This is a genomic window from Sodalis glossinidius str. 'morsitans' (genome assembly GCF_000010085.1).
GTDB lineage: Bacteria > Pseudomonadota > Gammaproteobacteria > Enterobacterales > Enterobacteriaceae > Sodalis > Sodalis glossinidius.
Map to the genome: position 1 here is coordinate 876,010 of NC_007712.1, position 23,430 is coordinate 899,439.

Consider the following 23,430-nt stretch of genomic DNA (forward strand, 5'->3'; position numbering starts at 1 on the left):
CGTGACGGTGAGTATGCTGCAAGGATTGTGTAATCAGCGGTGAGGACGGCGATGGCAACCTATCATCTTGATGCCAGGCTGGCGCAGGAAATCGTGGCAAGAACCATGCAGATTATCGACAGTAACATTAACGTGATGGACGCCCGCGGCTGGATTATCGGCAGCGGCGATCGAGAGCGTATCGGCGAACTGCATGAAGGGGCGCTGCTGGCGCTGTCCCAGGCCACGGGTAGTGGATATTGACGATGGGGTGGCCAAGCACCTCCATGGCGTGCACCCCGGCATCAATCTGCCGCTGAAAATCGACGGTAATATCGTTGGCGTCATCGAGTTAACCGGCAATCTCGGCCAGCTGCGTCAATATGGCGAACTGGTGTGCATGACCGCCGAGATGATGCTGTAGCAGGCGCGATTGCTGCATATGCTGGCGCAGGACAGCCGGCTGCGCGAGGAACTAGTGCTGAATCTTATCCGCGCCGAAGAAGTGACGCCGGCGCTGACCGAATGGGCGCAGCGCCTGGGGATCGATATTCATCAGCCGCGCGTGGCGGCGGTGGTGGAGGTGGACAGCGGGCAGTTCGGTGTCGATAGCGCCGTGGCCGAACTGCAACAATTGCAAACCCTTTTGACGACGCCGGAGCGGGACAATCTTATCGCTATCGTCTCCCTGACCGAAATGGTGGTATTGAAGCCGGTGCTGAACAGCCACGGCCGCTGGGATGTCGAGGAACACCGGCGTCCGGGTGGACAGTCTGTTTTCGCGCATGACCGAAAGTAGCCGCCTGCGGGTACGTATCGCATTGGGGAACTTCTTTACCGGACCTGGCGGCATTGCCCGTTCCTGGCTTACCGCCTGTACGACCATGGCGGTAGGCAAGCAACGCTATCCGGATGAGCGGCGCTACTTTTATCCCTATTTGATGCTGCCGGTACTGTTGGACAGCTTGCGCGGCGGATGGCAAGCCAATGAACTGGTGCGGCCACTGGTAAAACTCAAAGCGATGGACAGCAACGGCCTGCTGCGGCGAACCCTTATCGCCTGGTTTCGCCATAACGTGCAGCCAACGCCCACCTCGCGCGCGCTGTTTATTCACCGCAATACCCTGGAATATCGTTTGAACTGCATTTCCGAAATGACCGGCCTGGATCTGGCCAATTTTGATGATCGTCTGCTGCTGTATGTGGCACTACAGCTGGACGATAATGTCTGAGGCAGCGGGGCGGCCCGCTATGCCGGCGCAGGGGGACTAAACTTGCCCGGCGTCGGGCAATCCAGGCAGCGGAGGCGGTGTCGGCGTTCACCGTCCAGCCTAAAGCGCCGATGCCTTTACCGAAGAACGCCAGACTCATTGCCGCCGCCACCACCACATAGGAGGCGGTGTAGTTACAGATGACCATGCTGGTGCATAACAGCATCCCGACGATAATCGGCTTTTTACGCGCCACCGACAGCGAGTAGCACCGGTTAAGCAGATAGTCGGAGAACACCCCACCAATACAGCCGCAAATTGCCGGCAGTGCCGCCACAAAGCCTGCCTCAAGAATCGACATCCCGCGCCCTTTGACCAGATAAATGGGAAACCAGGACAGTAAGAATCAGGTTATGGCGTTGACACAGTAATTGGCCAGATAGATGCCAAGCAGCATACGGCTGGACAGCAATTGTTTGATATAGCCTAACTGCGGCGTGCGATCTTCCTTGCGTCCCGCCGCGGCGTCCATCTCCACCAACGCGCCGCCCGCAGCAGGTACGCCAGTTCGCTCTGGCTTACCCGGGGATGGCTCAGCGGGCTGTACATGGTTTTCACCCACACCGCCGACAGAACGATGCCCACTACGCCCATTACGATGAACACGTATTCCCAGCTCACCTCTTGCGTTATCCAGCCCAGAAGCGGGTTAAACACCACCAGCGCGGCATACTGTGAAATATTGAATATCGCTGAGGCGGTGCCGCGCTCCCGCACGGGAAACCAGGCAGAAACGATGCAGCTATTGGCCGGCATCACTGGCGTTTCGGCGAAACCCACCATAAACCGTAGTATAAACAGCATCATGGCGGTATTGGCGAAGAAATGGACAAAACCCTGAAAGAAGGTAAACACCGACCAGATCACTATCGCGCAACCTTAGACTTTTTTGGAGCCGAATTTATCCAAAAGCCAGCCGCCCGGCAGCTGAGCCAGGGTAGGCCCAGCCGAAGGCCGAAAAGACATAGCCCATTTGCAGCGGGTCCAGACCCAAGTCCCGCGCCACATGCGGATCGGCGATGGACAGCGTGGAGCAGTCGGCGTAATTGACGGTACGGATGATGAATAACACTGCCAAGATCCAAAAGCGCGAGCGCGTTTTATGGGCGCTGGAGTCAATCACCGTATTATCCATGATAAGCGACTCCCGGCAGAGCACCTGCAAAGGGAGTGTGGTGGCTAGAGAAGGCCCGTTGTTCGCAACGGACGGTATACCTAACGATCCATGGGCTGAAAAGCTGCATAGTCGTGTCCTGTACGGTAGTGAAGTAAAATGAACGTTTTTTAATCTGCATAGCGGTTCAGCAGCAGTATAAGAGTTAATTTCCCGGCAAACATTGGGCTTATGGCTGAATAGGGCGGCGGGCCGATGCGCGGGCTTTTTACAGAAATGCGCTGAAAGCAAGTGATGGCGATCACTGATCCTCGCCGCGCGCTAGATTATTAAAAAGGCGTTTTATTTTTGGCCAGCCGTGTCTGGCAGAGGCGGTTTGTGAGCTGACGCGGGCCGTTATGGACATCCGCTGCAATCCGCGGCGGTTTTTTGCCTTTTTTATTGGGAAGATGCCCAATGAAAACGGCGGAGCAATGTCCTTATACTGAGGTATCAACTGCTTAAACCTTGGGTTTTCCCGCATCCGGCGGGGGAGCAATAGCGTATTTTCGTGAGAGGAAACGTCAATGGCCAATACCCAAAGCGGTCCCGTTATTACCGAGATGAAAGTGATCCCGGTCTCGGGCCACGACAGCATGCTGCTGAACATCGGCGGTGCGCATAGCGCCTGGTTTACCCGCAATCTCGTGGTTCTCACCGACAGCGCCGGCCATACCGGCGTCGGCGAAGTGCCGGGTGGCGAAGTCATCCTGCAAACGCTGCAAGAGGCAATTCCGAGGGTAATCGGTACCGAGGTAGCGCGGATGAACCGGCTGGTGCAGCAGGTGCATTTGGGTAATCAATCCTCAGGCTTTGACGCTTTCGTCGGCGGCGCCTGGACGTTTGAACTGCGGGTTAACGCCGTGGCCGCGCTGCTGGGCCAGTGCCTCGGCGTGCCGGTAGTGGAACTGCTCGGCCCCGGCAAACAGCGCGATGCGGTGACGGTGCTGGGCTACCTGTTTTATGTCGGTGATCGCGAACGTACCGACCTGCCTTATCAAAGCGGCGTTCAAGGCGGCCATGATTGGTACCATTTGCGTCATCAAAAAGCCCTGGACAGAGCGGTGGTGGTGCGGCTGGCGGAAGCGGCGCTGGCGAAACGGTTCCCCGACGCACGCATTACCGTCGATCCCAACGGTGCGTGGTTGCTGGACGAGGCCATCCGGCTGTGTAAGGGGATGCAGCGGATCCTCAGCTACGCCGAAAATCCGTGCGGGGCCGAGCAAGGCTATTCCGGCCGTGAAGTCATGGCCGAATTCCGCCGCGCTACCGGGCTGCCGGTGGCGACCAATATGATCGCCACCAACTAGCGCGAAATGAATCACGCCGTCATGCTGCAGGCGGTGGATATTCCGCTGGCCGACCCGCATTTCTGGACGATGCACGGAGTAGTGCGCGTCGCGCAGCTCTGCGACGACTGGGGGCTAACCTGGGGCTGCCATTCCAATAACCACTTCGATATTTCGCTGGCGATGTTTATCCACGTGGGCACGGCCGTTCCCGGCCGTCCCACCGCTATCGACACCCACTGGATCTGGCAAGAGTGCAATCAGCGCCTGACCAAGGCGCCGCTGGAAATTCGCCACGGGCAAATCGCGGTACCGGAGCAGCCCGGGCTCGGGGTTGAGCTGGATTGGGAGCAGGTGGAGCAGGACAATGCCCTGTACAAAAGCCTGCCGGGCGGGGCGTGCAATGACGCTACCGCGATGCGCTATTTGGTGCCGGACTGGCAATTTGATCGCAAATGCCTGGCTTTCGGTCGCGGCTGAGCCACGGTGGCGGAGAAAAAGATGATGAAGCGCAACGATACGCCGGTAGTGCGCGGTATGCAGGTGATACCGGTCGCCGGCCATGACAGTATGTTGTTGAATCTCAGCGGTGCCCATGCGCCGTTTTTCACGTGTAATCTCGTGCTCTTGGAAGACAGCGCCGGCCAGCGCGACGTGGGGGAGGTCCCTGGTGGCGAGGCCGCCATGCTGGATTTGCTTGGTAAGCATTTGGGCGTCAATGTCGCCTCGTTGCTGGGCGAAGGCCAGCAGCGGGATCAGGTGGCAATGCTGGGGTATCTGTTTTATATCGGAGAGGGTAACGAAACCGGCTTGCTCTATCAAAGTCAGCCCGAGGCGGGGTGCGATTGGTACCGCCTGCGCCATGAGCCCGGACGCTATTGTGCGGCTGGCGCAAGCGGCGCAGGAGAAGTACGGCTTTAGTGATTTCAAACTTAAGGGCGGGGTCTGGGCGGGGGAGGAGGAAGCGCAGGCGGTGACGGCGTTGGCGCGCCATTTCCCTGACGCGCGGATTACCCTTGAGCCCAACGGAGCCTGGTCATTAAACGAGGCCATTGAGCTCGGTAAATCACTGCGCCACGTACTGGCCTACGCCGAGGATCCTTGCGGAGCCGAGCAGGGCTTTTCCGGGCGCGAGGTGATGGCCGAATTCCGCCGTGCCACAGGCCTGCCGACCGCAACCAACATGATAGCCACCGACTTGCGGCAAATGTGCCATGCCATCGCCATGCGGCCTGACTGACGTGGGGATCGCACTCGAATAACCATTTCGACATCTCGCTGGCGATGTTTACCCATGTGGCCGTCGCCGCGCCGGGTAACATTACCGCCATCGATACCCACTGGATTTGGCAGGAGGGCAATCAGCACCTGACCCAAGCGCCGCTGGAAATTAGCGCCGGTAAGGTGACGGTGCCGTCAACGCAGGGGCTTGGCGTTGAGCTGGATATGGACCGTGTCATGCAGGCCCATGCGCTTTACCGCCAGCATGGCCTGGGCGCGCGCAACGATGCTGCCGGTATGCAGGCGCTTATCCCCGGCTGGACGTTTGACGGTAAACGTCCCTGTATGGTGCGCTAATCGCTGGGAGCCGCAAGGTGCAGTGTCCCCTGTCAGGGGCCCGGTCACTCCCCCTATCTGAGCAGGAGAAAGGGAAAAGATTGTTTTCGTCATCAGCCCCTATTGCTCTCATCCGGCGTTGGGTGATTCAGGGATTCATGAGGGCGCTCGCCGTCGGCCTCATTCATTACCCTCTGCGGTTCAGAATCGTCGTCCCGCCGAACATTAATTGCTGGGCCATCGGACGGACCATGAACCGCGCCGGGAAGATCGGAGGCAAGGCGCTGGCCTTTTCCAAACGGTCGCGTTGCTGCTCAGTGAAGACGACGGACAGGGCTTTAAAGTTGTCTTCGGCTTGCTCCAACGTGCGCGCTCCCACAATCGGCGCGGACCACCGCCGGATTGAGCAGCGTCCACGCCAGCGCCACCTGCGAGCGCGAGGCCCCCAGTTCAACGGCGATTTCGCCCACGACATCGGCGATGTCCAGCGCCTTCGTGTTGAGGTGGCCGGTAGAGGCAATGATCCCTATTCGGGTTGGGGATACGTCGGCGACGTTCGCCTCCGACAGGTCGGCGCGACGATATTTGCCGGTCAAGATACCCCCGCCGAGCGGAGACCAGGGTAATACCCCCAGCGCCTGCGCCATCGGCAACAATTCATGCTCAACAGATCGCTCGGCCAGACTGTATTTGACCTGTAGTGCGACGAAAGGGGACCAGCCGCGTAGGTCAGCGATGGTTTGCATCTGTGAGATGCGCCAAGCGGGTGTATTGCAGATGGCCACATACAGAATTTTCCCCGCCCGCACCAAGTCATCAAGCGCACGCATTACCTCTTCGGGCGTCGTGGTAAAGTCCCAGGCATGCACGTGCAGAAGTTCGATGCGATCCGTGTCGAGTTGGAGCAAACTGTCCTACTACCGAGCGGACAAGGTTGTAGCGATGATTGCCGCCCGAATTTGGGTTGCCCTGCTCGCGGGCCATGGTGAACTTGGTTGACAGGACGATACGGCCTCGCTTGTCCTTGATAATCCTCCCCAGGATTTTCTCGGAGCTGCCGTTGGTGTAGTTGACTGCGGTATCAATGAAATTGCCGCCGCGATCAACATAGGCATCGAAGATGCGCTTTGCCTCTCCCTCGTCGCAGCCCCAGCCCCATTCGGTGCCGAAGGTCATCGTACCGAGCGCAAACGTTGAAACGCGAAGCCGGATCGTCCGAGCAGACGGTATTGGTCAAGAGAGCTTAATGTTGTCATGTAGCGCTATCCTATCCTGTGGTTGCAGTGAGTTATCTATGGCAATATCTTCAATCAGCGCCCTTCAGCAAGGGTAGCCTGCTTGTCCTATTTCATTGCACGATTGTCCGGTCTTTAAACGGCGCATTTTGCGATGGCTGCTGTAACATAAAAACGATGAACAGACTTGATAGGTTGGTTGATCTCATCAGCCGCCATGCGTCGGCGGATGGCACGCATGCGAGCGCCATTCCGGGGGGTAAAACTGCATCGCAGTTCTTCACCTACCATGCCAATGCCGGTGATCTATGGCCCGATGCTCTGTCTGGTCGCCCAGGGGACGAAGCAAGCATCCCTTGGCACCACGGCGTATTGCTAAGATCCCGCGCATTACCTGGTGGCTACCGGTGATGGGATCGGTCATCAAGGCCAGCGCAAGCCATCCTTATCTGTGTCTCCAACTCGATCTGGACTCGTCAGAGCTGTCAGACCTCGCGATCCGCCATCCGGCACCCCCCAGGGATGAGAGCCCCCTGCTTGCCGGGTTAACGCTGAACAAAACGTCCCCTCTGTTGCTTGATGCAGCAATCCACCTGGTCGGGCCAAATGGTTGCATTATCAGGAACATGGTCCTGGCGGACAGCCGGCTCAATCAGATTGCCCGTGCGATCCTGTGGATCAGAACACACTTTCGTGAGCCCTATCGTATTGATAACGCTGCCGAGATTGCGGGAATGAGCCGCTCCACCTTTTACCTGCATTTCAAGGCGGTGACGACCTTAAGTCCTATTGAGTTCCGTACGCATCTGCGGCTACAGGAAGCGCAGCGGCTAATGGTGAGTGAGGCCGCCGACGCGGCCAGCGCCGGCTTCCAGGTTGGTTATGAAAGCCCTTCACAGTTCAGCCGTGACTATGCACGCATATTCGGCATGTACCCAGCCAAGCATGCCCACCGGTTGAGATAGGAACAGGGCAGCCTGACGGCCGCAAATTAAAAGCCACGGCTCGCTGCCGGTAACGTGATGGATTTACGCCTGGCAAAATATGGGTGATTCGATACACTCTTTGACTTGGTACATACCCGTAACCCCCGTAAACGTAACGCTACCGGTTAACTCCTGGTCGGCGCAGATAAGCTGTCTTCGCGTGACAGAATCAACAGTACGCTAATGGGCCCCATGGACCCGCCGCCGGCGATGTTTGCCAGTGCCATAGTCGTTTCAGCCAGCAGATAATATTCGCTTTTGTCCCGTTCAGCCTATGCCAGCGCAGCGCGGAAATAGGCAAACTGATCAGCGGTTCCAGCCGCTATTGTAGCCATCTGCCAGCAGTAGGGGGCCGATGCCGACTCGCAGGTCATCAATGTTGGCACTGGCTTCACAGGCAGCGGATGTCCCGGTTGCCCATTTAGTGGGCCACTACACGGGCAGCGAAGGCGCGGAGAGGCCCAAGCGGCGTTCGCTATGGGAAAAACGGCGGAAGAGGCTTATTTGCCGGCAGGGAAAAAGCCCCGGCCAGCAGGCGAGGGGCGACTGGGGGTGGGATAAATAGACCGGCGCAAAACGCCGGCATCGCGTAGGCGCCGTCTCGAATCAGGTTACTGGCGCCGGATTAAAGACCGACAGCGCATTATGGATACTCCATTGATCCAACGAGGTTTTTTTGCGACCGTTGGCAATCTCCAGAATAAATGGAACAGCTCCCAGCCCACGTCCTCAATGGTGGCCTCGCCGGTGGCGATGGTGCCGGCATTAATGTCCATCAAATCGTACCAGCGATCCGCCAGCGCCGTACGGGTGGCCATTTTAATCACCGGTACCGCCGCCAGACCGTAGGGTGTTCCGCGGCCGGTAGTGAACACCTGCACGGTGATGCTGGAGGCCAATTTCTGGGTACCGCAGACAACATCACTCGCCGGGGTAGCGGCATAAATGAGGCCGCGCCGGGTGGGGCGCTGACCCGGGGAGAGCACTTCGACGATCGCGCTGGTGCCGGATTTGGCGATAGAGCCGAGCGCCTTTTCCACCACATTGGCCAGGCCACCCTTTTTGTTGCCGGGGGAGGGATTGGCGCTGCGGGCCGTGTCGTCCACGCGCTATCCGCCCGCGGGCATGCGCGGCGTATCGGTGTCTCACCGCTGTAATAATTACGGCACCGACCGTACCGGAGTATTTTTCGCTGATTAACGACAACATCACGGTACTGACGCAAATCGAAAGTCAGGACGGCGTGGACAATATCCACTCCATTGCCGCAGTCGATGCGATGGAGTGGACGGTATTTTCGTCGGCACGGGGGACTTGTCGGCGGCGCTGGGCTACCTCGGAGCGCCCAACTATCCCGAAGTGCAGCGGGTGATCCAGCACATTTTCGCCCGCGCCGATGCGCAGGGTAAACCGAGCGGCATTCTGGCACCGGTCGAAGCCGACGCCCGTCGTTATCTGGAATGGGGGGCGCGCTTTGTCGCCGTCGGCAGCGATTTGGGGGTGTTTCGCAGCGCAACCCAGTCCCTGTGCGACAAATTCAAAGGCTGAGCGTCTGGCGTTAAACGCAACATGCTGAACGCAAAATGCGAAAAGCCAAACGCCGGCTGGCGTAAATTACACGAATCAAGAGGATGTCACGATGAAGATTGGATTTATTGGCCTGGGGATGATCATGGGAAAACCAATGAGTAAAAATCTGCTTAAAGCGGGTTATGCATTGGTCGTGCTGGATCGCAACACTGAAGCGGTTGAAGAGGTGGTCGCCGCCGGCGCCGAACGGGCCTCGTCGCCGAAAACCTTGGCTGAGCAGTGCGAGGTTATCATCACCATGCTGCCCAATTCTCCCCATGTCAAAGAGGTCGTTTTGGGCGAGAACGGCGTAATTGAAGGGGCCAAAGCCGGCAGCGTGGTCATTGATATGAGTTCCATCGCGCCGCTGGCCAGTCGTGAAATCGCCGCGGCGCTGGCGGCAAAGCAAATTCAGATGCTGGACGTGCCGGTAAGCGGCGATAAAGGGATTTTCGAGCGCCATGCCGCGCTGCTTAAGTCGATGGCCGGCTCCGTGGTGCACACCGGCGACATCGGTGCCGGCAACGTTACCAAACTGGCGAATCAGGTGATTGTGGCGTTGAACATTGCCGCCATGTCGGAAGCCATGGTACTCGCCACTAAAGCCGTTATGGATCCGTAAATGGTTTATCAAGCCATCCACGGCGGCCGGCCTGGCCGGCAGCACCGTATTGGACGCGAAAGCGCCGATGGTGCTGGATCGCAATTTCAAACCCGGTTTCCGTATCGATCTGCATATCAAGGATTTGGCCAATGTCTTCGATACCTCCCACGGCGTGGGCGCGCAGCTGCCGCTGACCGCCGTGGTCATGGAAATGATGCAGGCGCTGAAACAAGACGATTTGGGTACCGCATACCATAGCGCACTGGCCTTCTATTATGTAAAGACTGGCCCATTTTGTCGTAAAGCGGCAGTAACGGCCTCGAGCGCCGGCCGGGCGCTCTTTCACCCGGCGGAATGCCGACGTCGTCGGCTTCAGCTCTCAACAGGCGTAGCGGGTAGTTTATGAAAATAGTCATCGCTCCGGATTCATACAAAGAGAGTTTATCGGCGTTGGAAGTCGCGACGCAGATCGAAAAAGGATTTCGTGAGGTGTTTCCCGACGCCGATTACGTCAAGTTACCGGTGGCGGACGGCGGCGAGGGCACCGTGGAGGCCATGGTGGCGGCCACCGGCGGCGAAATTATCCGCGTGCAGGGTCACAGGCCCGCTCGGTAAGCAGGTGGAAGCGTTCTTCGGTTTGTCCGGCGATCGCGCCAGCGCGTTTATTGAAATGGCCGCCGCCAGCGGGCTGGAGCTGGTGCGCAGCGACGATCACAATCCGCTGCTGACCACCTCTTTCGGTACCGGTGAATTAATCCGCTGCGCGCTGGACCACGGCATCAAGCACTGCATCATCGGTATCGCGGCAGCGCCACCAACGACGGCGGCGCCGGCATGATGCAGGCGCTTGGCGTCTGTTTGCTGGATGGCAACGGCGAGGCTATCGGCTTTGGCGGCAGCCAGTTGGCCAAATTGGCCCGCATTGATATTAGCGGTCTGGATGCGCGTATTCGCGATTGTCGGTTTGAAGTCGCCTGCGACGTCAGCAATCCGCTGACCGGTGACGAGGGCGCTTCGGCGATCTTCGGCCCGCAAAAGGGGGCAACGCCGGCAATGATCCGCGAATTGGATGTGGCGTTGAAGCATTACGCCGATATCATTAAGCGCGATCTTGACTAGGATGTCGATCGGGTCTCCGGCGCCGAGTTGCGTCAGGGTATTGAAATTGTCACCGAGGTGCTGGGGCTGGAGTAGTTGGTGAAAGATGCGTCGCTGGTGATAACCGGTGAAGGCCGCATCGACAGCCAGACGCTACAGGGTAAGGTGCCGATCGGCGTAGCGCGGGTGGCGAAACGGCACCAGAAGCCGGTTATCGGCATCGCCGGGAGTTTGACCGCTGATTGGGCGTCGTGCATCAACACGGGCTGGACGCGGTATTTAGCGTGCTTTATAGCATTTGTACTCTGGAGCAGGCGCTGGAAAACGCCGGCGAAAATGTGCGTATGACGGCGCGCAATATTGCGGCGCCGGTGAAGCTCGGTCAGACGCTACGCTAACGGCACTGGCTAACACTCGCCCTGCGCTCGCGCGCCGCATCAGCCACGGGCACCCGCTCGTCGTTCGTCCAAACACGGCAGGTTTGCACGCTTATCCCACGCTAGCCGCTCAGCCAGGCACGGGCGGCGATGCGGACATTCTCAATCTCATCAAGCATTTCCAGCCACTTCGGCTCCAATGCCGCGACCTCGAAGCCGCTGCGCAGCTGTTGCTCAATATTGGCGCACAAACGCCGCAGCCGCGGCACGCCGCTATAGCTGCAACTGCCGTGCAGTTTATGGATCAGGCTGCCGATATGCTCGTCGTGCGCGCCGCTCGCCACCGCTTCTACACGCTGTTTGATCTCGGGCAGAAATTCGAGCAGCATACCCAGCATCTCCCGTGCCAGATCCGGCTTATCCGCCGCCTGGCGCAGCGCCAGCTGCCAATCAAGCGATACATCTTGATTGCCGGAAGGCAGCGGCGGCGGGCGGACGTCGCTTGGTCCCTCACGCGGCGCCGCAGGCGACGCAGGGTCGTGAATACCGTAACGCGACAACAATCGGCGCAGCATCGCTTCATCGATAGGTTTGGCCAGACAATCCACCATGCCGGCATCCAGCAGCCGCTGGCGTTCGTCGCTAATGGTATGGGCGGTGACCGCCACAATCGGCGTATGGGCATGCAGCGGCAACTGGCGAATCAGCTCCGCGGCGCGCAGACCGTCGATTTCCGGCATTTGGATATCCATCAAGATAATATCTAGCGGTTTTTTACGGGCGTAGGCAACAGCCTCGGCGGCGCTGTTACACAAGAGGGTCTGCTCCACCTGCTCTTGCAGCAACGCGCCGATAAGCTTGAGATTGGCGGGATTATCATCCACCGCCATTACGGTCAGCGGCAGGCAGGGCGTGCCGGCCTCGGGCTCGCTGCTTGGCCGCGGTGAGGGGGGCGATTGCAACAAGGGAAGCAGGCGCTGGCCGGATACCGGTTTGGTCAGACAGGCGTCCGCGCCCATTTGTTTCAGCAGCTCTGCCTCTACCATCCAGGAGCCCGGCAGCGCCAGGATAATACAACGGGCATGGCCGCTGGCCTGCAACAGCTCATAGCGCATTTCCGGCAGCGATAGTGTCGCGGTGACCGGTTTACCGAGAAGCAGAATATCCACCTGCGCATCCCCCAGCGCGTCCAGGTCCGGGTAATGGCTGACCTCAAGGGGCGTATCCGCCAGCAGTTCGAGGGTGGCCTGGGCCGAGGCGCTATTGGTCTCGATAAGCGCGAGACGCTTATGCATCAGGGCGTCGTAGCGGTGCGGATCGACCCAGGCGTGACAGTTGATCTGCAACGGAATATGGAACCAAAAGGTGGATCCTCGTCCGGTGCGGCTGCGGAAAGTGATCTCCCCGCCCATTTCGTGCACCAGTTTTTGCGTAATCACCAGCCCCAGACCGGTACCGCCGTGCCGGCGGGCAATACTGGCATCGGCCTGACGGAAAGCTTGGAACAGCTGCGATTGCTGGCGCTCAGGAATACCGATGCCGGTATCGCGGATTTGTACGTTGATTTCCACGCGCTCCCGCTCGTGGCCCTGGCAGCTGACGCGAATGATGATATGCCCCTGCTCGGTAAATTTAATAGCGTTGCCGATAAGGTTGGTCATCACCTGTTGCAGCCGCAGCGGATCGCCGATGACATATTCCGGCACCTCGCGCTGCACCTGTAAGATCAGCTCCAGCCCCTTTTCATGGGCGGTATGAGCCAGTAGGATCACCACCTCATCGAGAATGGCGCGTAGCGCGAAGGGGATCGTTTCCAGCATCAGTTTGCCGGCTTCCAGTTTGGAGAAATCCAGTACATCGTTAATGATGCTGAGCAAGTGATTACCCGAGCGCTCAATGGTTTGCAGATAATCGCGCTGGGTAGGGGAGAGCGGTGTTTTCAACGTCTGACGAGTGAAGCCGATGACGCCATTCAGCGGCGTGCGCAGCTCGTGAGACATATTCGCCAGGAACTTTGATTTGATGCGCACTGCCTCCTGAGCACGTTTTTTCGCCAGATCCAGTTCGACGTTCTGGATTTCCATTTGCTCCAGGGTTTCGCGCAAATCCGACGTGGCCTGATCGATATTTTGCTGCAACTCTTCGTGGTAGGCGCTAATGGACATCGCCATGGCGTTAATGCCGTTTTTCAGCATGTCCAGCTCGCCGAGCATGTAGCCTTCCACCCGGCTGTCCAATTGGCCGCGGCGGATACGGTCGACGGTGTTGACCATGTTGCGGATAGGGCCGGTAACATCGCGCATCATACGGTAGGCGAACAACCCGGTGCAGCAAAGACACAGAAGCAGTAGCAGCGTGGAAACGAATGCCTCTTTATATTGTTGCAGCCGTACCGCGTCCATATCCAGTTCGATGGTGATATAACCAAGCGGTTTTATGGCGCCGCTGGCCGCGCCATAAGCGTGCTCGCCGTCAGGCAGACTGTCCTCGCGCACGATGGGGGTACGCATGATGAGCGATGAGCCGGTGCGTAGCAGGGTCAATCCTTCGGGCATCGGCGCGCCGTCCGGCAACTTCAGCCGCGCCATATTTTGTTGATAATTGGAGGTAACGAACAGCGTATTGTTAGCATCGAACAGCGAGATGGACCGCACAATATCAGAGTGGTGGCGATGCAGCAAATTGACCAGGTGGCGTACTGATTCGCTATTGTGAAACGTCATGCCGTATTCGCTGTACAGCGCCAGCGGCTCGATAATACTGGCGCCGGCGTCGACCAACTGATGTTGGAGTTCGTTGTAGCGGTGGACGACAAAAAACGCGCTGAGCAGTAAGCCAATGAAAAGCGTCGGAGCCAGGATCAGTATCATCATTCGCGCACGCAAGCTGTATTTGGTCATAACGGTCCAATATGGGAGAATAGCGTCAGGCTCATTTCGCAAAGGCGTTTCCGGCAATCTATGGCACAATTCTACTCTGCAAACCGCCGCGTGGCTACCCGCGAGAGGGTCACGGTCTCTTGTGACCAAATGGATGCGTTCGGCCAGGGGTTGGCTCGCCACCGGGGCAAGGTGATGTTTATCCCCGGACTGTTGCCGGGCGAGCAGGTCGAAGTGCGTCTGACCGAGGATAAGCGCCAATACAGCCGCGGCGAAGTTATCCGCCGTCTGAACGACCCCCTGAGCGGGTCACGCCCCGCTGTCCGCATTATGGCGTGTGCGGCGGCTGTCAGCAGCATATCAGCCAGTCGCTGCAGCAGCGTACCAAGGCCGCGGTGCTGGCTCAGCTTTATTGCGCGCGAACAGCCAGGCGCGGTGCCAGATGTGGCGCAAATCGGTTCCAGCGCCTATTGTTACCGGCGGCGTACGCGCCTGGGGCTGGTCTATCGCCCGAAAGGCTGTCATCTGAGCATGGGTTATCGACAGGCAAAGTCGAGTGAATTAGTAGATATTCACGCCTGCCCGATTTTGCGGCCGGAGCTTGAGCAACTTATCGCGCCCTTGCGCGCCTGTCTGGAAGGGTTGCGGGCCGTGGCGCATCTGGGGCATGTTGAACTGGCGGCGGCGGATAACGGTCCGCTGGTGGTGGTGCGCCACCTGCAGCCGCTGGGGGAAGAGGACCGCCGCCGGCTGCTGGACTGTTTGCGCGGCGAGCCTCCTTTTTACCGGATAGCGGCATTGACGTTGCGTTTCAGCCCGCGCGACTTCATTCAGATCAATGACGAGGTCAACCGGCAAATGGTGGCCTAGGCGCTGGACTGGCTGGCGCCGACCTCCGGCGATCGGGTACTAGATCTGTTTTGCGGCATGGGCAATTTCACTCTGCCGCTGGCACGTTCAAGCGGGCAAGTCACCGGCGTGGAAGGGGTTGCGGCGTTAGTAGCTAATAGGCAATATAATGAGCAGAGTAAATTCACTAAGTAACGTGACTTTTTTTCACGAAAATCTTGAGCAGGATGTGATGCGGCAGCCGTGGGCCGCCGGCGGATTTGATAAGATATTGCTCGATCCGGCCAGAGCGGGTGCGGCCGGCGTGATGCCTCTGTTGGCGGCGTGGGCGCCGCAGCGCATTGTCTATGTTTCTTGCAATCCGGCGACGCTTGCGCGGGATAGCAAAATTTTATTGGCGGCAGGCTACACCCTGGCACGCCTGGCGATGCTGGATATGTTTCCGCATAGCGGCCATCTTGAATCGATGGCGTTATTTATCAAGCGTTCCGGCATCTCTGCAAGATAGGGAGTGGGTATGGTTGCGGTAAGAAGTGCACATTTGAATCCGGCGGGCGAATTTGCCGTGGATGACTGGGTGGCCAGTCTGGGCATCGCCAATCCGCAATCAAGTGAATGGCTGGCCGACACCTGGCGCTATTGCGAGCAGCGGTGCAAGGACCATCCGGATGCCCCCCTGCTGTTGTGGCGCGGCATCGAAATGGTGGAAATCTTGTCCATGCTCAGCATGGACAACGACAGCCTGTGCGCGGCGCTATTGTTCCCGCTGGCCGATGCCGGTGTGGTGGAAGAGACGGTGCTGGAGGCGGAATTCGGCAAGAGCATCGTCGAACTGGTGCACGGCGTGCGCGATATGGACGCCATCCGCCAGTTGAAGGCAACCCATAACGATTCGATGGCGCCGGAGCAAGTGGATAACGTGCGTCGCATGCTGCTGGCGATCGTCGAGGATTTCCGCTGTGTGGTCATCAAGCTCGCCGAACGTATCGCCCATCTGCGCGAACTGAAGGATGCGCCGGAAGACGAACGGGTGCTGGCGGCGAAAGAAAGTACCAATATCTATGCGCCGCTCGCCAATCGTCTCGGCATTGGTCAGTTGAAATGGGAGCTGGAGGATTTCTGTTTCCGTTATTTGCATCCCGATGAATACAAGCGTATCGCCAAGCTGCTGCATGAGCGGCGAATTGACCGCGAACAGTATATTGAGGATTTTGTCGCCTCCCTGCGCAAGGCCATGCAGGAAGAAGGGCTGAAGGCCGATATTTACGGCCGGCCGAAACACATCTACAGCATCTGGCGAAAAATGCAGAAAAAGACGCTGGAATTCGACGAATTGTTCGATGTGCGCGCGGTGCGGGTCGTGGTCGAGCGTCTGCAGGATTGCTATGCCGCGCTCGGCATTGTGCATACGCACTTTCGCCACTTGCCGGACGAGTTCGACGATTACGTCGCCAACCCGAAACCCAACGGCTACCAGTCAATCCATACCGTGGTGCTGGGCCCGCGCGGCAAAACGCTGGAAATCCAGATTCGTACTCGCCAGATGCATGAAGATGCCGAGCTGGGCGTGGCCGCGCACTGGAAGTATAAAGAGGGCGGCACTGCCCTTACCGGCGGTCGCTCCGGCTACGAACAGCGTATCGCCTGGCTGCGCAAGCTGCTGGCCTGGCAGGAAGAGATGGCGGACTCCGGCGAAATGCTCGACGAAGTGCGTAGTCAGGTGTTCGACGATCGCGTGTATGTATTTACGCCTAAAGGAGACGTGGTGGACCTGCCGACCGGATCCACGCCGCTGGATTTCGCCTACCATATCCACAGCGACGTTGGCCACCGCTGTATCGGTGCTAAAATCAGCGGCCGCATCGTGCCGTTTACCTATCAGTTGCGCATGGGCGATCAGGTCGAAATCATCACCCAGAAACACCCGAACCCGAGCCGCGACTGGCTAAATCCTAATTTGGGTTACGTCACCACCAGCCGCGGGCGATCCAAGATCCATAACTGGTTCCGCAAGCAGGATCGGGATAAGAACATTGTCGCCGGGCGTCAACTGCTGGAAGACGAACTGGAACATCTGGGCATCAGCGTGCGCGAGGTGGAAAAAATGCTGCTGCCGCGTTACAACGTCAATACGCTCGATGAACTGCTGGCGTCCATCGGCGGCGGCGACGTGCGCATCAATCAGATGGTCAATTACCTGCAGAGCAAGCTGAACAAGCCCAGCGCCGAAGAGGAAGACAAACAGGCGCTGCGCCAGCTGACGCAGAAAACCCCGCCGGTGCCGCGCAACCGCGACAACGGGCGGGTGGTCGTGGAGGGCGTAGGCAACCTGATGCACCATATCGCCCGCTGCTGCCAGCCGATCCCGGGGGACGATATCACCGGCTTCATCACCCAGGGGCGCGGCATCTCCATTCACCGCGCCGATTGCGAACAGCTGGCGGAGTTGCAAGCCAATGCGCCGGAGCGCATCGTTGACGCGGTGTGGGGCGAGAGCTACTCCAGCGGCTATTCGCTGGTGGTGAGAGTGACCGCCAACGATCGCAGCGGCTTGCTGCGCGATATCACCACCATTCTGGCCAACGAAAAGGTCAACGTGCTGGGCGTGGCCAGCCGCAGCGATGTGAAAAAACAGCTGGCCACCATCGATATGGATATCGAAATCTATAACCAGCAGGTGCTGGGACGGGTGTTGTCGAAACTTAACCAACTGCCGGACGTCATTAACGCGCGCCGGCTGCACGGAAATTGACGCGTCAAAGGGCGTTTTATGTCTGAACCACATGCCGCCACGGCGCTGCATCGGCTGTTGGCCATTATGACCCGTTTGCGCGATCCCCAAACGGGTTGTCCCTGGGACAAAAGCCAAACCCTGGATTCCATTGCACCCTGCACCCTGGAAGAAACCTATGAGGTGCTCGATGCTATCGCGCGCCGCGACTATGGTGACCTGCGCGCCGAACTGGGCGATCTGCTGTTTCAGGTGGTGTTTTACGCCGAGTTGGCGCGTGAGGAAGGGCGATTTGATTTTGCCGCGGTCTGCGATGCCATCAGCGACAAACTTGAGCGCCGGCATCCGCACCTGTTCGGCGATGCGCCGGTCGCGCCGACGAACCATCGCGAGCAGTGGGAACGGCTGAAAGCGCAGGAGCGGGCGGAAAAGTCCCGCCTGTCGCCGCTGGATGATATTCCCGCCGCGCTGCCGGCGCTGATGAAAGCGCAAAAAATCCAGCAGAGCTGTGCGGCGGTGGGCTTCGACTGGTCGACATTAGTGCCGGTGTTGGCGAAAGTGTACGAAGAGATCGACGAAGTGATGCATGAGGCGCGGCAGCCGGAGGTCGATCCGGACAAGCTGGCGGAGGAGGTGGGGGATCTGCTGTTCGCCACTGTGAATTTATCGCGCCATCTGGGCCAGACGGCGGAAATCGCTTTGCAGCAGGCTAACCGCAAATTCGAGCGCCGCTTCCGCCAGGTGGAGGCGATTATCGGCGCGCAGGGACTTGACCTGAGGCAGGCCAGCCTGCAGCAAATGGAGGACGCCTGGCAACAGGTGAAGCGCCGGGAGAAGGCACAGTAGCGCGCTACGTTGTCGGCTGAGGGATGGGGCCGCGGCCAAGAGAGGCGCGCAGACGGCAGGTAAAGCGCCGGGAAAGAGCGCAACGGCCCGGTGCGCCGCCGGTGTACGAGGCGAGGCCGCGTCAGCCGAAGATGCTCAGGCGTCAGATAAGGCGTTTACGCCAAGGGCGCGAGTAGTGCGATTAAAAGTAAATTTTGTTCTATATTATTGATTTTTAGCTGTATTTTAACCTTGCTGCGGCGCGCCTGCCTTTACGGAAGGCCAACAGGCGTGCGCTGTGAACCAAAACGAATATTTGTGGCGCAATGTGGCTTCAGGTATACTGTTTTCCCGTCTTGGTTATTCCGTCTTTACACCTAATTTCTCAGGTTCAGCATGACAACAAACTATATTTTTGTAACCGGCGGGGTCGTCTCCTCCTTGGGTAAAGGCATTGCCGCAGCCTCCCTGGCTGCTATTCTCGAAGCCCGGGGCCTTAACGTTACCATCATGAAGCTGGACCCCTATATCAATGTGGATCCGGGTACCATGAGCCCTATCCAGCACGGCGAGGTTTTTGTGACCGAAGACGGCGCCGAAACGGATCTGGACTTGGGGCATTATGAGCGCTTCATTCGTACCAAAATGTCGCGCCGCAATAACTTCACCACCGGTCGCATTTACTCCGACGTGTTGCGCAAAGAGCGCCGCGGCGACTATCTGGGCGCCACCATTCAGGTCATTCCTCATATAACCAACGCCATCAAGGAACGCATTATAGAAGGCGGAGAGGACCATGATGTGGTGCTGGTGGAAATCGGCGGTACCGTCGGGGATATCGAATCGCTGCCGTTTTTGGAAGCCATCCGCCAGATGGCGGTAGAAGTCGGGCGCGAGCATACCCTCTACATGCATTTAACCCTGGTGCCGTACATGGCGGCGTCCGGGGAGGTGAAAACCAAACCGACCCAGCACTCGGTGAAAGAGCTGCTCTCCATTGGCATTCAGCCCGACGTGCTGATTTGCCGCTCCGATCGTTCGGTGCCCAACAACGAACGGGCGAAAATTGCTTTATTCTGCAACGTGCCGGAAAAGGCGGTGATTTCGCTTAAAGACGTTGATTCGATTTATAAAATTCCGGCGCTATTGAAATCACAGGGGCTGGACGATTATATTTGTAAACGATTCGGCTTGAACTGTCCCGAAGCAGATCTGTCTGAGTGGGAGCAGGTGATTTACCAGCAGGCGAATCCGGTCGGCGAAGTGACTATCGGCATGGTCGGCAAATACATTGCCTTACCAGACGCCTACAAGTCGGTAATCGAGGCCCTGAAACACGCCGGCCTGAAAAATCGTCTGACGGTGAATATTCGTCTGATCGATTCCCAGGATGTCGAAACCCGCGGCGTCGAAATACTGAAAGATTTGGACGCTATCCTGATCCCCGGCGGCTTCGGCTATCGCGGCGTGGAGGGTAAAATCCTGACCGCGCAGTACGCGCGTGAGCAGAATATCCCCTATTTGGGTATTTGTCTGGGGATGCAGGTGGCGTTAATCGAATTCGCCCGCCACGTGGCGGGGATGCAGGATGCCAACTCCACCGAATTTGTGCCAGACTGTAAATATCCGGTGGTGGCGCTTATCACCGAATGGCGTGATGAAGACGGCAATGTAGAAATGCGCAGCGAGCAGAGCCATCTGGGCGGCACCATGCGCCTCGGCAGCCAGCTCTGCCATTTGGCGGACGATAGCCTGGCGCGGTCGCTGTACGGCGAGGCCACCATTTTGGAACGCCACCGTCATCGCTATGAAGTCAACAACATGCTGTTGAAACATCTCGAGTCCGCCGGCCTGCGCGTTGCTGGCTGGTCGGGAGATCATAAGCTGGTAGAAATCATCGAATACCCGGATCATCCGTGGTTTGTTGCTAGCCAGTTCCACCCGGAGTTCACCTCAACGCCGCGCGATGGTCATCCGTTATTCGCAGGCTTAGTTAAAGCCGCGGGCGAGTATCAAAAACGGGCGCAGAAATAAAAACAGGGAGCGGCCAGAGCGCGAGCGGCGCCGGCAGCCCGTCAGGAATTATGTTTTAACTTGTACTTAGGAAATACGAATGTCCAAAATTGTAAAAGTCATTGGCCGTGAAATCATCGACTCTCGCGGGAATCCGACCGTAGAAGCAGAAGTACATCTGGAGGGTGGTTTCGTTGGTCTGGCTGCCGCGCCGTCGGGCGCCTCAACCGGCTCGCGCGAAGCGCTGGAGCTGCGTGACGGCGACAAATCCCGTTTTCTGGGCAAAGGCGTCACCAAAGCGGTTGACGCGGTGAACGGTCCTATCGCTCAGGCCCTGACCTGTAAAGACGCCAAAGATCAGGCCGCGCTGGATAAAACCATGATCGACCTGGACGGCACTGAAAACAAATCCAAATTCGGAGCCAACGCCATTCTGGCAGTGTCCCTGGCCGCCGCCAAAGCGGCCTCTGCCTCCAAAGGCATGCCGCTGTATGAGCATATTGCGGAGCTGAACGGTACGGCGGGTAAATTCTCCATGCCCCTGCCGATGATGAACATCATCAACGGCGGTGAACACGCCGACAACAACGTCGACATTCAGGAATTCATGATCCAGCCGGTCGGCGCGAAAAGCATCAAAGAAGCGGTCCGTATGGGTTCCGAAGTATTCCATAACCTTGCGAAAGTGCTGAAAAGCAAAGGCATGAACACTGCCGTGGGCGATGAGGGCGGCTATGCGCCGAACTTGGAATCCAATGCCGCGGCGCTGGCCGCTATCAAGGAAGCGGTCGAGAAAGCCGGTTATATGCTGGGTAAAGACATCACCCTGGCTATGGACTGCGCGGCCTCTGAATTCTTTGGAGAAGCCACCGGTAACTACAACCTGAAAGGCGAAGGCAAGACCTTCACCTCCCAGGAATTCACCCATTACCTGGAAGATCTGACCAAACAGTATCCGATCGTGTCCATTGAAGATGGCCTGAACGAATCTGACTGGGACGGTTTCGCTTACCAGACCAAAGTACTGGGCGACAAAATCCAGTTGGTGGGCGACGATCTGTTCGTCACCAATACCAAGATCCTGAAAGAAGGTATCGAGAAAGGCATTGCCAACTCAATCCTCATAAAATTCAACCAGATCGGTTCGCTGACCGAAACGCTGGCGGCTATCAAGATGGCTAAAGATGCGGGCTATACCACCATCATTTCCCACCGCTCCGGCGAAACCGAAGACGCTACCATCGCCGACCTGGCGGTAGGCACCGCGGCTGGCCAGATTAAGACCGGTTCCATGAGCCGTTCCGATCGCGTGGCGAAATACAACCAGCTGATTCGTATCGAAGAAGCGCTGGGCGACCGCGCGCCGTTCAACGGTCTGCGTGAAGTGAAAGGCCAGGCGTAACGCTGGCACTCAGTCCTGCTCTGCGGCCCTTGGGCCCCTGAGCAGCGTCTGAAAGCAGTCAGGCCCGCTTCGGCGGGCTTTTTTTATCCATCGCTGCGGCCCATGCCTAAACCGGCTGGCGATTTCCGGCGGGTAGACAATACAGTCTTATCCGCAGCCGTCATTATGAGAAAGCTATGCAGTACCCGCTTAATGAAATTTTTCAGACACTCCAGGGCGAAGGCTATTTTACCGGCGTACCGGCGATATTTATCCGCTTGCAAGGTTGCCCGGTGGGCTGTAGTTGGTGCGATACCAAACACACCTGGCAACAGGACGAGGCCGAGAGGGTGACGGCGGGGGAGATCCCGTTAAAAACCGCCGACAGCAGCCGCTGGGCCAGCATAACGGCAGAAGAGATCATCGCGCTGATGGTAAAGCAAGGCTGGACCGCCCGCCACGTGGTGATAACCGGCGGCGAGCCTTGCCTGCATGATCTGATGCCGCTGACTCATACGCTGGAGCAGCAGGGGTTTAGCTGCCAGATTGAAACCAGCGGAACCCAGGAGATACATTGCACGCCGCAAACCTGGGTGACGGTATCGCCGAAGATCAACATGCGGGGCGGGCTGCCGGTACTGGCGCAGGCGCTGGGCCGCAGCGATGAAATCAAGCACCCGGCGGCGCGACAGAGCGATATTGACGAGCTGGACGCGCTATTGGCGACCCTGCACGATACCAAGCAGCGGGTAATCGCGCTGCAGCCCATCAGCCAGAAAGAGGCGGCCACCCGCTTGTGTATCGAAACCTGTATCGCCCGCAATTGGCGCTTGTCGATGCAAACTCACAAATATCTCAATATCTCCTGATAGCTGCCCGCCACGTCATTTATCCGGTCAGACGCTTAGGGTGTAACAGCGCGCGCGTAGCTAAAATCTGGACCCTATACCGTCCCAACCCTCTCCGCTTCGCAGAAATGCCCGCAGACGTCCGGCGTGATGGACGTGGCGGGTGGCTGACGTAGCGCGCGCTATTGGCCGCGGTAAACGCAACCCGCGGTGCAGGTTTCTTTCAGGGTAACGGCGCTCAGCAGCGGCAACTGCGGTTTGAGCTGTTGCCAAATCCATTGCGCCAGCACTTCGCTGGTGGGATTTTCCAAGCCGGGGATTTCATTAATATAATAGTGGTCCAATCGATCTAGGATCGGCTGGAAGGCGGCTTTCAATTCGGCGAAATCCATGATCCAGCCGGTATGGGGATCCACTTCGCCGGTTACTTCCAGGCGTACCAGGAAAGAGTGGCCATGCAGCCGGCCACACTTGTGCCCCGCGGGGACATGCGGCAAACGGTGGGCGGATTCAAAGGTAAAATCTTTATATAACGTGGTAATCACTGTCGCTTCTCTTCAACTACATTAACTGCATGATAACGGTTAGCGCGCTATGATGCCATGTCTGGCGCCGCCGGCAACCCCGGGTGCGAAAAATGCGGTTAACCTGGTGGCCAGCCCGCATCGATCGCGCCGGCGCCTTCACAGTGTAAAGTGTACGCGCATTCGGCGGACCTGTTCTATCGATAATTCCGGTAAGTTTAAGCTTATTTATACCTTATGATGTTTAGTTATTTATTATTCA

Annotated in this window: 14 protein-coding genes and 8 pseudogenes; 14 read left to right on the plus strand and 8 right to left on the minus strand. The window is 58.1% G+C overall.

What is annotated here, in order from left to right; translation table 11 throughout:
• Positions 1-51 precede the first annotated feature (51 nt).
• Positions 52-1,211: pseudogene (locus SGP1_RS04500) on the plus strand (CdaR family transcriptional regulator).
• Between the two features lie 465 nt (positions 1,212-1,676).
• Here SGP1_RS04500 and SGP1_RS34935 read toward each other — a convergent pair.
• Together SGP1_RS34935 and SGP1_RS31320 are read right to left on the minus strand one after the other, a co-directional pair.
• Entirely contained in the window at positions 1,677-2,117 is a 441-nt protein-coding gene (locus SGP1_RS34935) for an MFS transporter (protein ID WP_070108731.1), read from the minus strand.
• Positions 2,118-2,151: 34 nt separating this feature from the next.
• Positions 2,152-2,385 carry a hypothetical protein gene (locus SGP1_RS31320; RefSeq protein ID WP_070108732.1) on the minus strand — a complete coding sequence of 78 codons (234 nt, stop codon included), beginning with the start codon at positions 2,383-2,385 and terminating at the stop codon, positions 2,152-2,154.
• A gap of 545 nt (positions 2,386-2,930) precedes the next feature.
• Here SGP1_RS31320 and SGP1_RS04510 point away from each other — a divergent pair.
• Together SGP1_RS04510 and SGP1_RS04515 are read left to right on the plus strand one after the other, a co-directional pair.
• Positions 2,931-4,172, plus strand: a pseudogene (locus SGP1_RS04510) (enolase C-terminal domain-like protein).
• Between the two features lie 21 nt (positions 4,173-4,193).
• Positions 4,194-5,270 (plus strand): annotated as a pseudogene (locus SGP1_RS04515) (enolase C-terminal domain-like protein).
• 166 nt (positions 5,271-5,436) lie between these two features.
• Here the strand turns inward: SGP1_RS04515 and SGP1_RS32670 are convergent.
• Genes SGP1_RS32670 through SGP1_RS34945 form a run of 3 tightly spaced genes read right to left on the minus strand, consistent with a single transcriptional unit; the run spans position 5,437 to position 6,425 of the window.
• Entirely contained in the window at positions 5,437-5,613 is a 177-nt protein-coding gene (locus SGP1_RS32670; protein WP_243466166.1) for a hypothetical protein, read from the minus strand.
• Positions 5,588-6,118 (minus strand): aldo/keto reductase, encoded by a 531-nt coding sequence (locus SGP1_RS34940; protein ID WP_279379460.1) that lies wholly within the window; start codon positions 6,116-6,118, stop codon positions 5,588-5,590. Before SGP1_RS34940 ends, SGP1_RS32670 begins: the two co-directional genes overlap by 26 nt.
• Positions 6,066-6,425 carry an aldo/keto reductase gene (locus SGP1_RS34945; RefSeq protein WP_279379440.1) on the minus strand — a complete coding sequence of 120 codons (360 nt, stop codon included), beginning with the start codon at positions 6,423-6,425 and terminating at the stop codon, positions 6,066-6,068. Before SGP1_RS34945 ends, SGP1_RS34940 begins: the two co-directional genes overlap by 53 nt.
• 354 nt (positions 6,426-6,779) lie before the next feature.
• On the opposite strand from SGP1_RS34945, the gene SGP1_RS36105 reads away from it, so the two are divergent.
• Complete coding sequence (locus tag SGP1_RS36105) at positions 6,780-6,863, plus strand: AraC family transcriptional regulator N-terminal domain-containing protein (protein WP_424141153.1); 84 nt, start codon at positions 6,780-6,782, stop codon at positions 6,861-6,863.
• Positions 6,841-7,449 carry an AraC family transcriptional regulator gene (locus SGP1_RS04525; RefSeq protein ID WP_198408775.1) on the plus strand — a complete coding sequence of 203 codons (609 nt, stop codon included), beginning with the start codon at positions 6,841-6,843 and terminating at the stop codon, positions 7,447-7,449. Before SGP1_RS36105 ends, SGP1_RS04525 begins: the two co-directional genes overlap by 23 nt.
• Before the next feature lie 627 nt (positions 7,450-8,076).
• Here SGP1_RS04525 and garD read toward each other — a convergent pair.
• Positions 8,077-8,567: pseudogene (garD, locus tag SGP1_RS04535) on the minus strand (galactarate dehydratase); the annotation flags it as partial.
• Between garD and SGP1_RS04540 the strand changes: the two are divergent.
• The 3 pseudogenes from SGP1_RS04540 to SGP1_RS04550 form a co-directional block, all read left to right on the plus strand.
• Positions 8,554-9,018 (plus strand): annotated as a pseudogene (locus SGP1_RS04540) (aldolase/citrate lyase family protein); the annotation flags it as partial. The pseudogenes garD and SGP1_RS04540 sit on opposite strands and share 14 nt — an antisense overlap.
• 91 nt (positions 9,019-9,109) lie before the next feature.
• Positions 9,110-9,926: pseudogene (garR, locus tag SGP1_RS04545) on the plus strand (2-hydroxy-3-oxopropionate reductase); the annotation flags it as partial.
• A gap of 119 nt (positions 9,927-10,045) precedes the next feature.
• Positions 10,046-11,139: pseudogene (locus tag SGP1_RS04550) on the plus strand (glycerate kinase).
• A 101-nt stretch (positions 11,140-11,240) separates the two neighbouring features.
• Here the strand turns inward: SGP1_RS04550 and barA are convergent.
• Positions 11,241-14,018 carry a two-component sensor histidine kinase BarA gene (gene barA / locus SGP1_RS04555; RefSeq protein ID WP_011410481.1) on the minus strand — a complete coding sequence of 926 codons (2,778 nt, stop codon included), beginning with the start codon at positions 14,016-14,018 and terminating at the stop codon, positions 11,241-11,243.
• Between the two features lie 60 nt (positions 14,019-14,078).
• Between barA and rlmD the strand changes: the two are divergent.
• The 6 genes and pseudogenes from rlmD (at position 14,079) to queE (ending at position 22,665) form a co-directional block, all read left to right on the plus strand.
• Positions 14,079-15,354: pseudogene (gene rlmD / locus SGP1_RS04560) on the plus strand (23S rRNA (uracil(1939)-C(5))-methyltransferase RlmD).
• 9 nt (positions 15,355-15,363) lie between these two features.
• Positions 15,364-17,598 (plus strand): GTP diphosphokinase, encoded by a 2,235-nt coding sequence (gene relA, locus SGP1_RS04565; protein WP_011410483.1) that lies wholly within the window; start codon positions 15,364-15,366, stop codon positions 17,596-17,598.
• A gap of 18 nt (positions 17,599-17,616) precedes the next feature.
• Positions 17,617-18,423, plus strand: coding sequence for a nucleoside triphosphate pyrophosphohydrolase (mazG, locus tag SGP1_RS04570; protein ID WP_011410484.1), 807 nt, complete (start codon positions 17,617-17,619; stop codon positions 18,421-18,423).
• A 375-nt stretch (positions 18,424-18,798) separates the two neighbouring features.
• The gene (pyrG, locus tag SGP1_RS04575) at positions 18,799-20,436 is read left to right on the plus strand and encodes a glutamine hydrolyzing CTP synthase (RefSeq protein ID WP_011410485.1); all 1,638 of its coding nucleotides are present in this window, start codon (positions 18,799-18,801) and stop codon (positions 20,434-20,436) included.
• 79 nt (positions 20,437-20,515) lie between these two features.
• A complete protein-coding gene (gene eno, locus SGP1_RS04580) occupies positions 20,516-21,817 on the plus strand; it encodes a phosphopyruvate hydratase (RefSeq protein WP_011410486.1) in 1,302 nt (433 codons plus the stop codon).
• Between the two features lie 176 nt (positions 21,818-21,993).
• Complete coding sequence (queE, locus tag SGP1_RS04585; protein ID WP_011410487.1) at positions 21,994-22,665, plus strand: 7-carboxy-7-deazaguanine synthase QueE; 672 nt, start codon at positions 21,994-21,996, stop codon at positions 22,663-22,665.
• Between the two features lie 161 nt (positions 22,666-22,826).
• Here queE and queD read toward each other — a convergent pair whose 3' ends face one another.
• Positions 22,827-23,189: a 6-carboxytetrahydropterin synthase QueD gene (queD, locus tag SGP1_RS04590; protein ID WP_011410488.1), complete on the minus strand. Its 363-nt coding sequence runs from the start codon at positions 23,187-23,189 to the stop codon at positions 22,827-22,829.
• Positions 23,190-23,430 lie beyond the last annotated feature (241 nt).

Excerpts from the sequence above, each read along its gene's own strand:
- SGP1_RS31320 (WP_070108732.1), bottom strand. The coding sequence starts at position 2,385 with ATGGATAATACGGTGATTGACTCCAGCGCCCATAAAACGCGCTCGCGC.
- SGP1_RS34945 (WP_279379440.1), bottom strand. The coding sequence starts at position 6,425 with ATGACCTTCGGCACCGAATGGGGCTGGGGCTGCGACGAGGGAGAGGCA.
- SGP1_RS36105 (WP_424141153.1), top strand. The coding sequence starts at position 6,780 with ATGCCGGTGATCTATGGCCCGATGCTCTGTCTGGTCGCCCAGGGGACG.
- barA (WP_011410481.1), bottom strand. The coding sequence starts at position 14,018 with ATGACCAAATACAGCTTGCGTGCGCGAATGATGATACTGATCCTGGCT.
- relA (WP_011410483.1), top strand. The coding sequence starts at position 15,364 with ATGGTTGCGGTAAGAAGTGCACATTTGAATCCGGCGGGCGAATTTGCC.
- mazG (WP_011410484.1), top strand. The coding sequence starts at position 17,617 with ATGTCTGAACCACATGCCGCCACGGCGCTGCATCGGCTGTTGGCCATT.
- pyrG (WP_011410485.1), top strand. The coding sequence starts at position 18,799 with ATGACAACAAACTATATTTTTGTAACCGGCGGGGTCGTCTCCTCCTTG.
- eno (WP_011410486.1), top strand. The coding sequence starts at position 20,516 with ATGTCCAAAATTGTAAAAGTCATTGGCCGTGAAATCATCGACTCTCGC.
- queE (WP_011410487.1), top strand. The coding sequence starts at position 21,994 with ATGCAGTACCCGCTTAATGAAATTTTTCAGACACTCCAGGGCGAAGGC.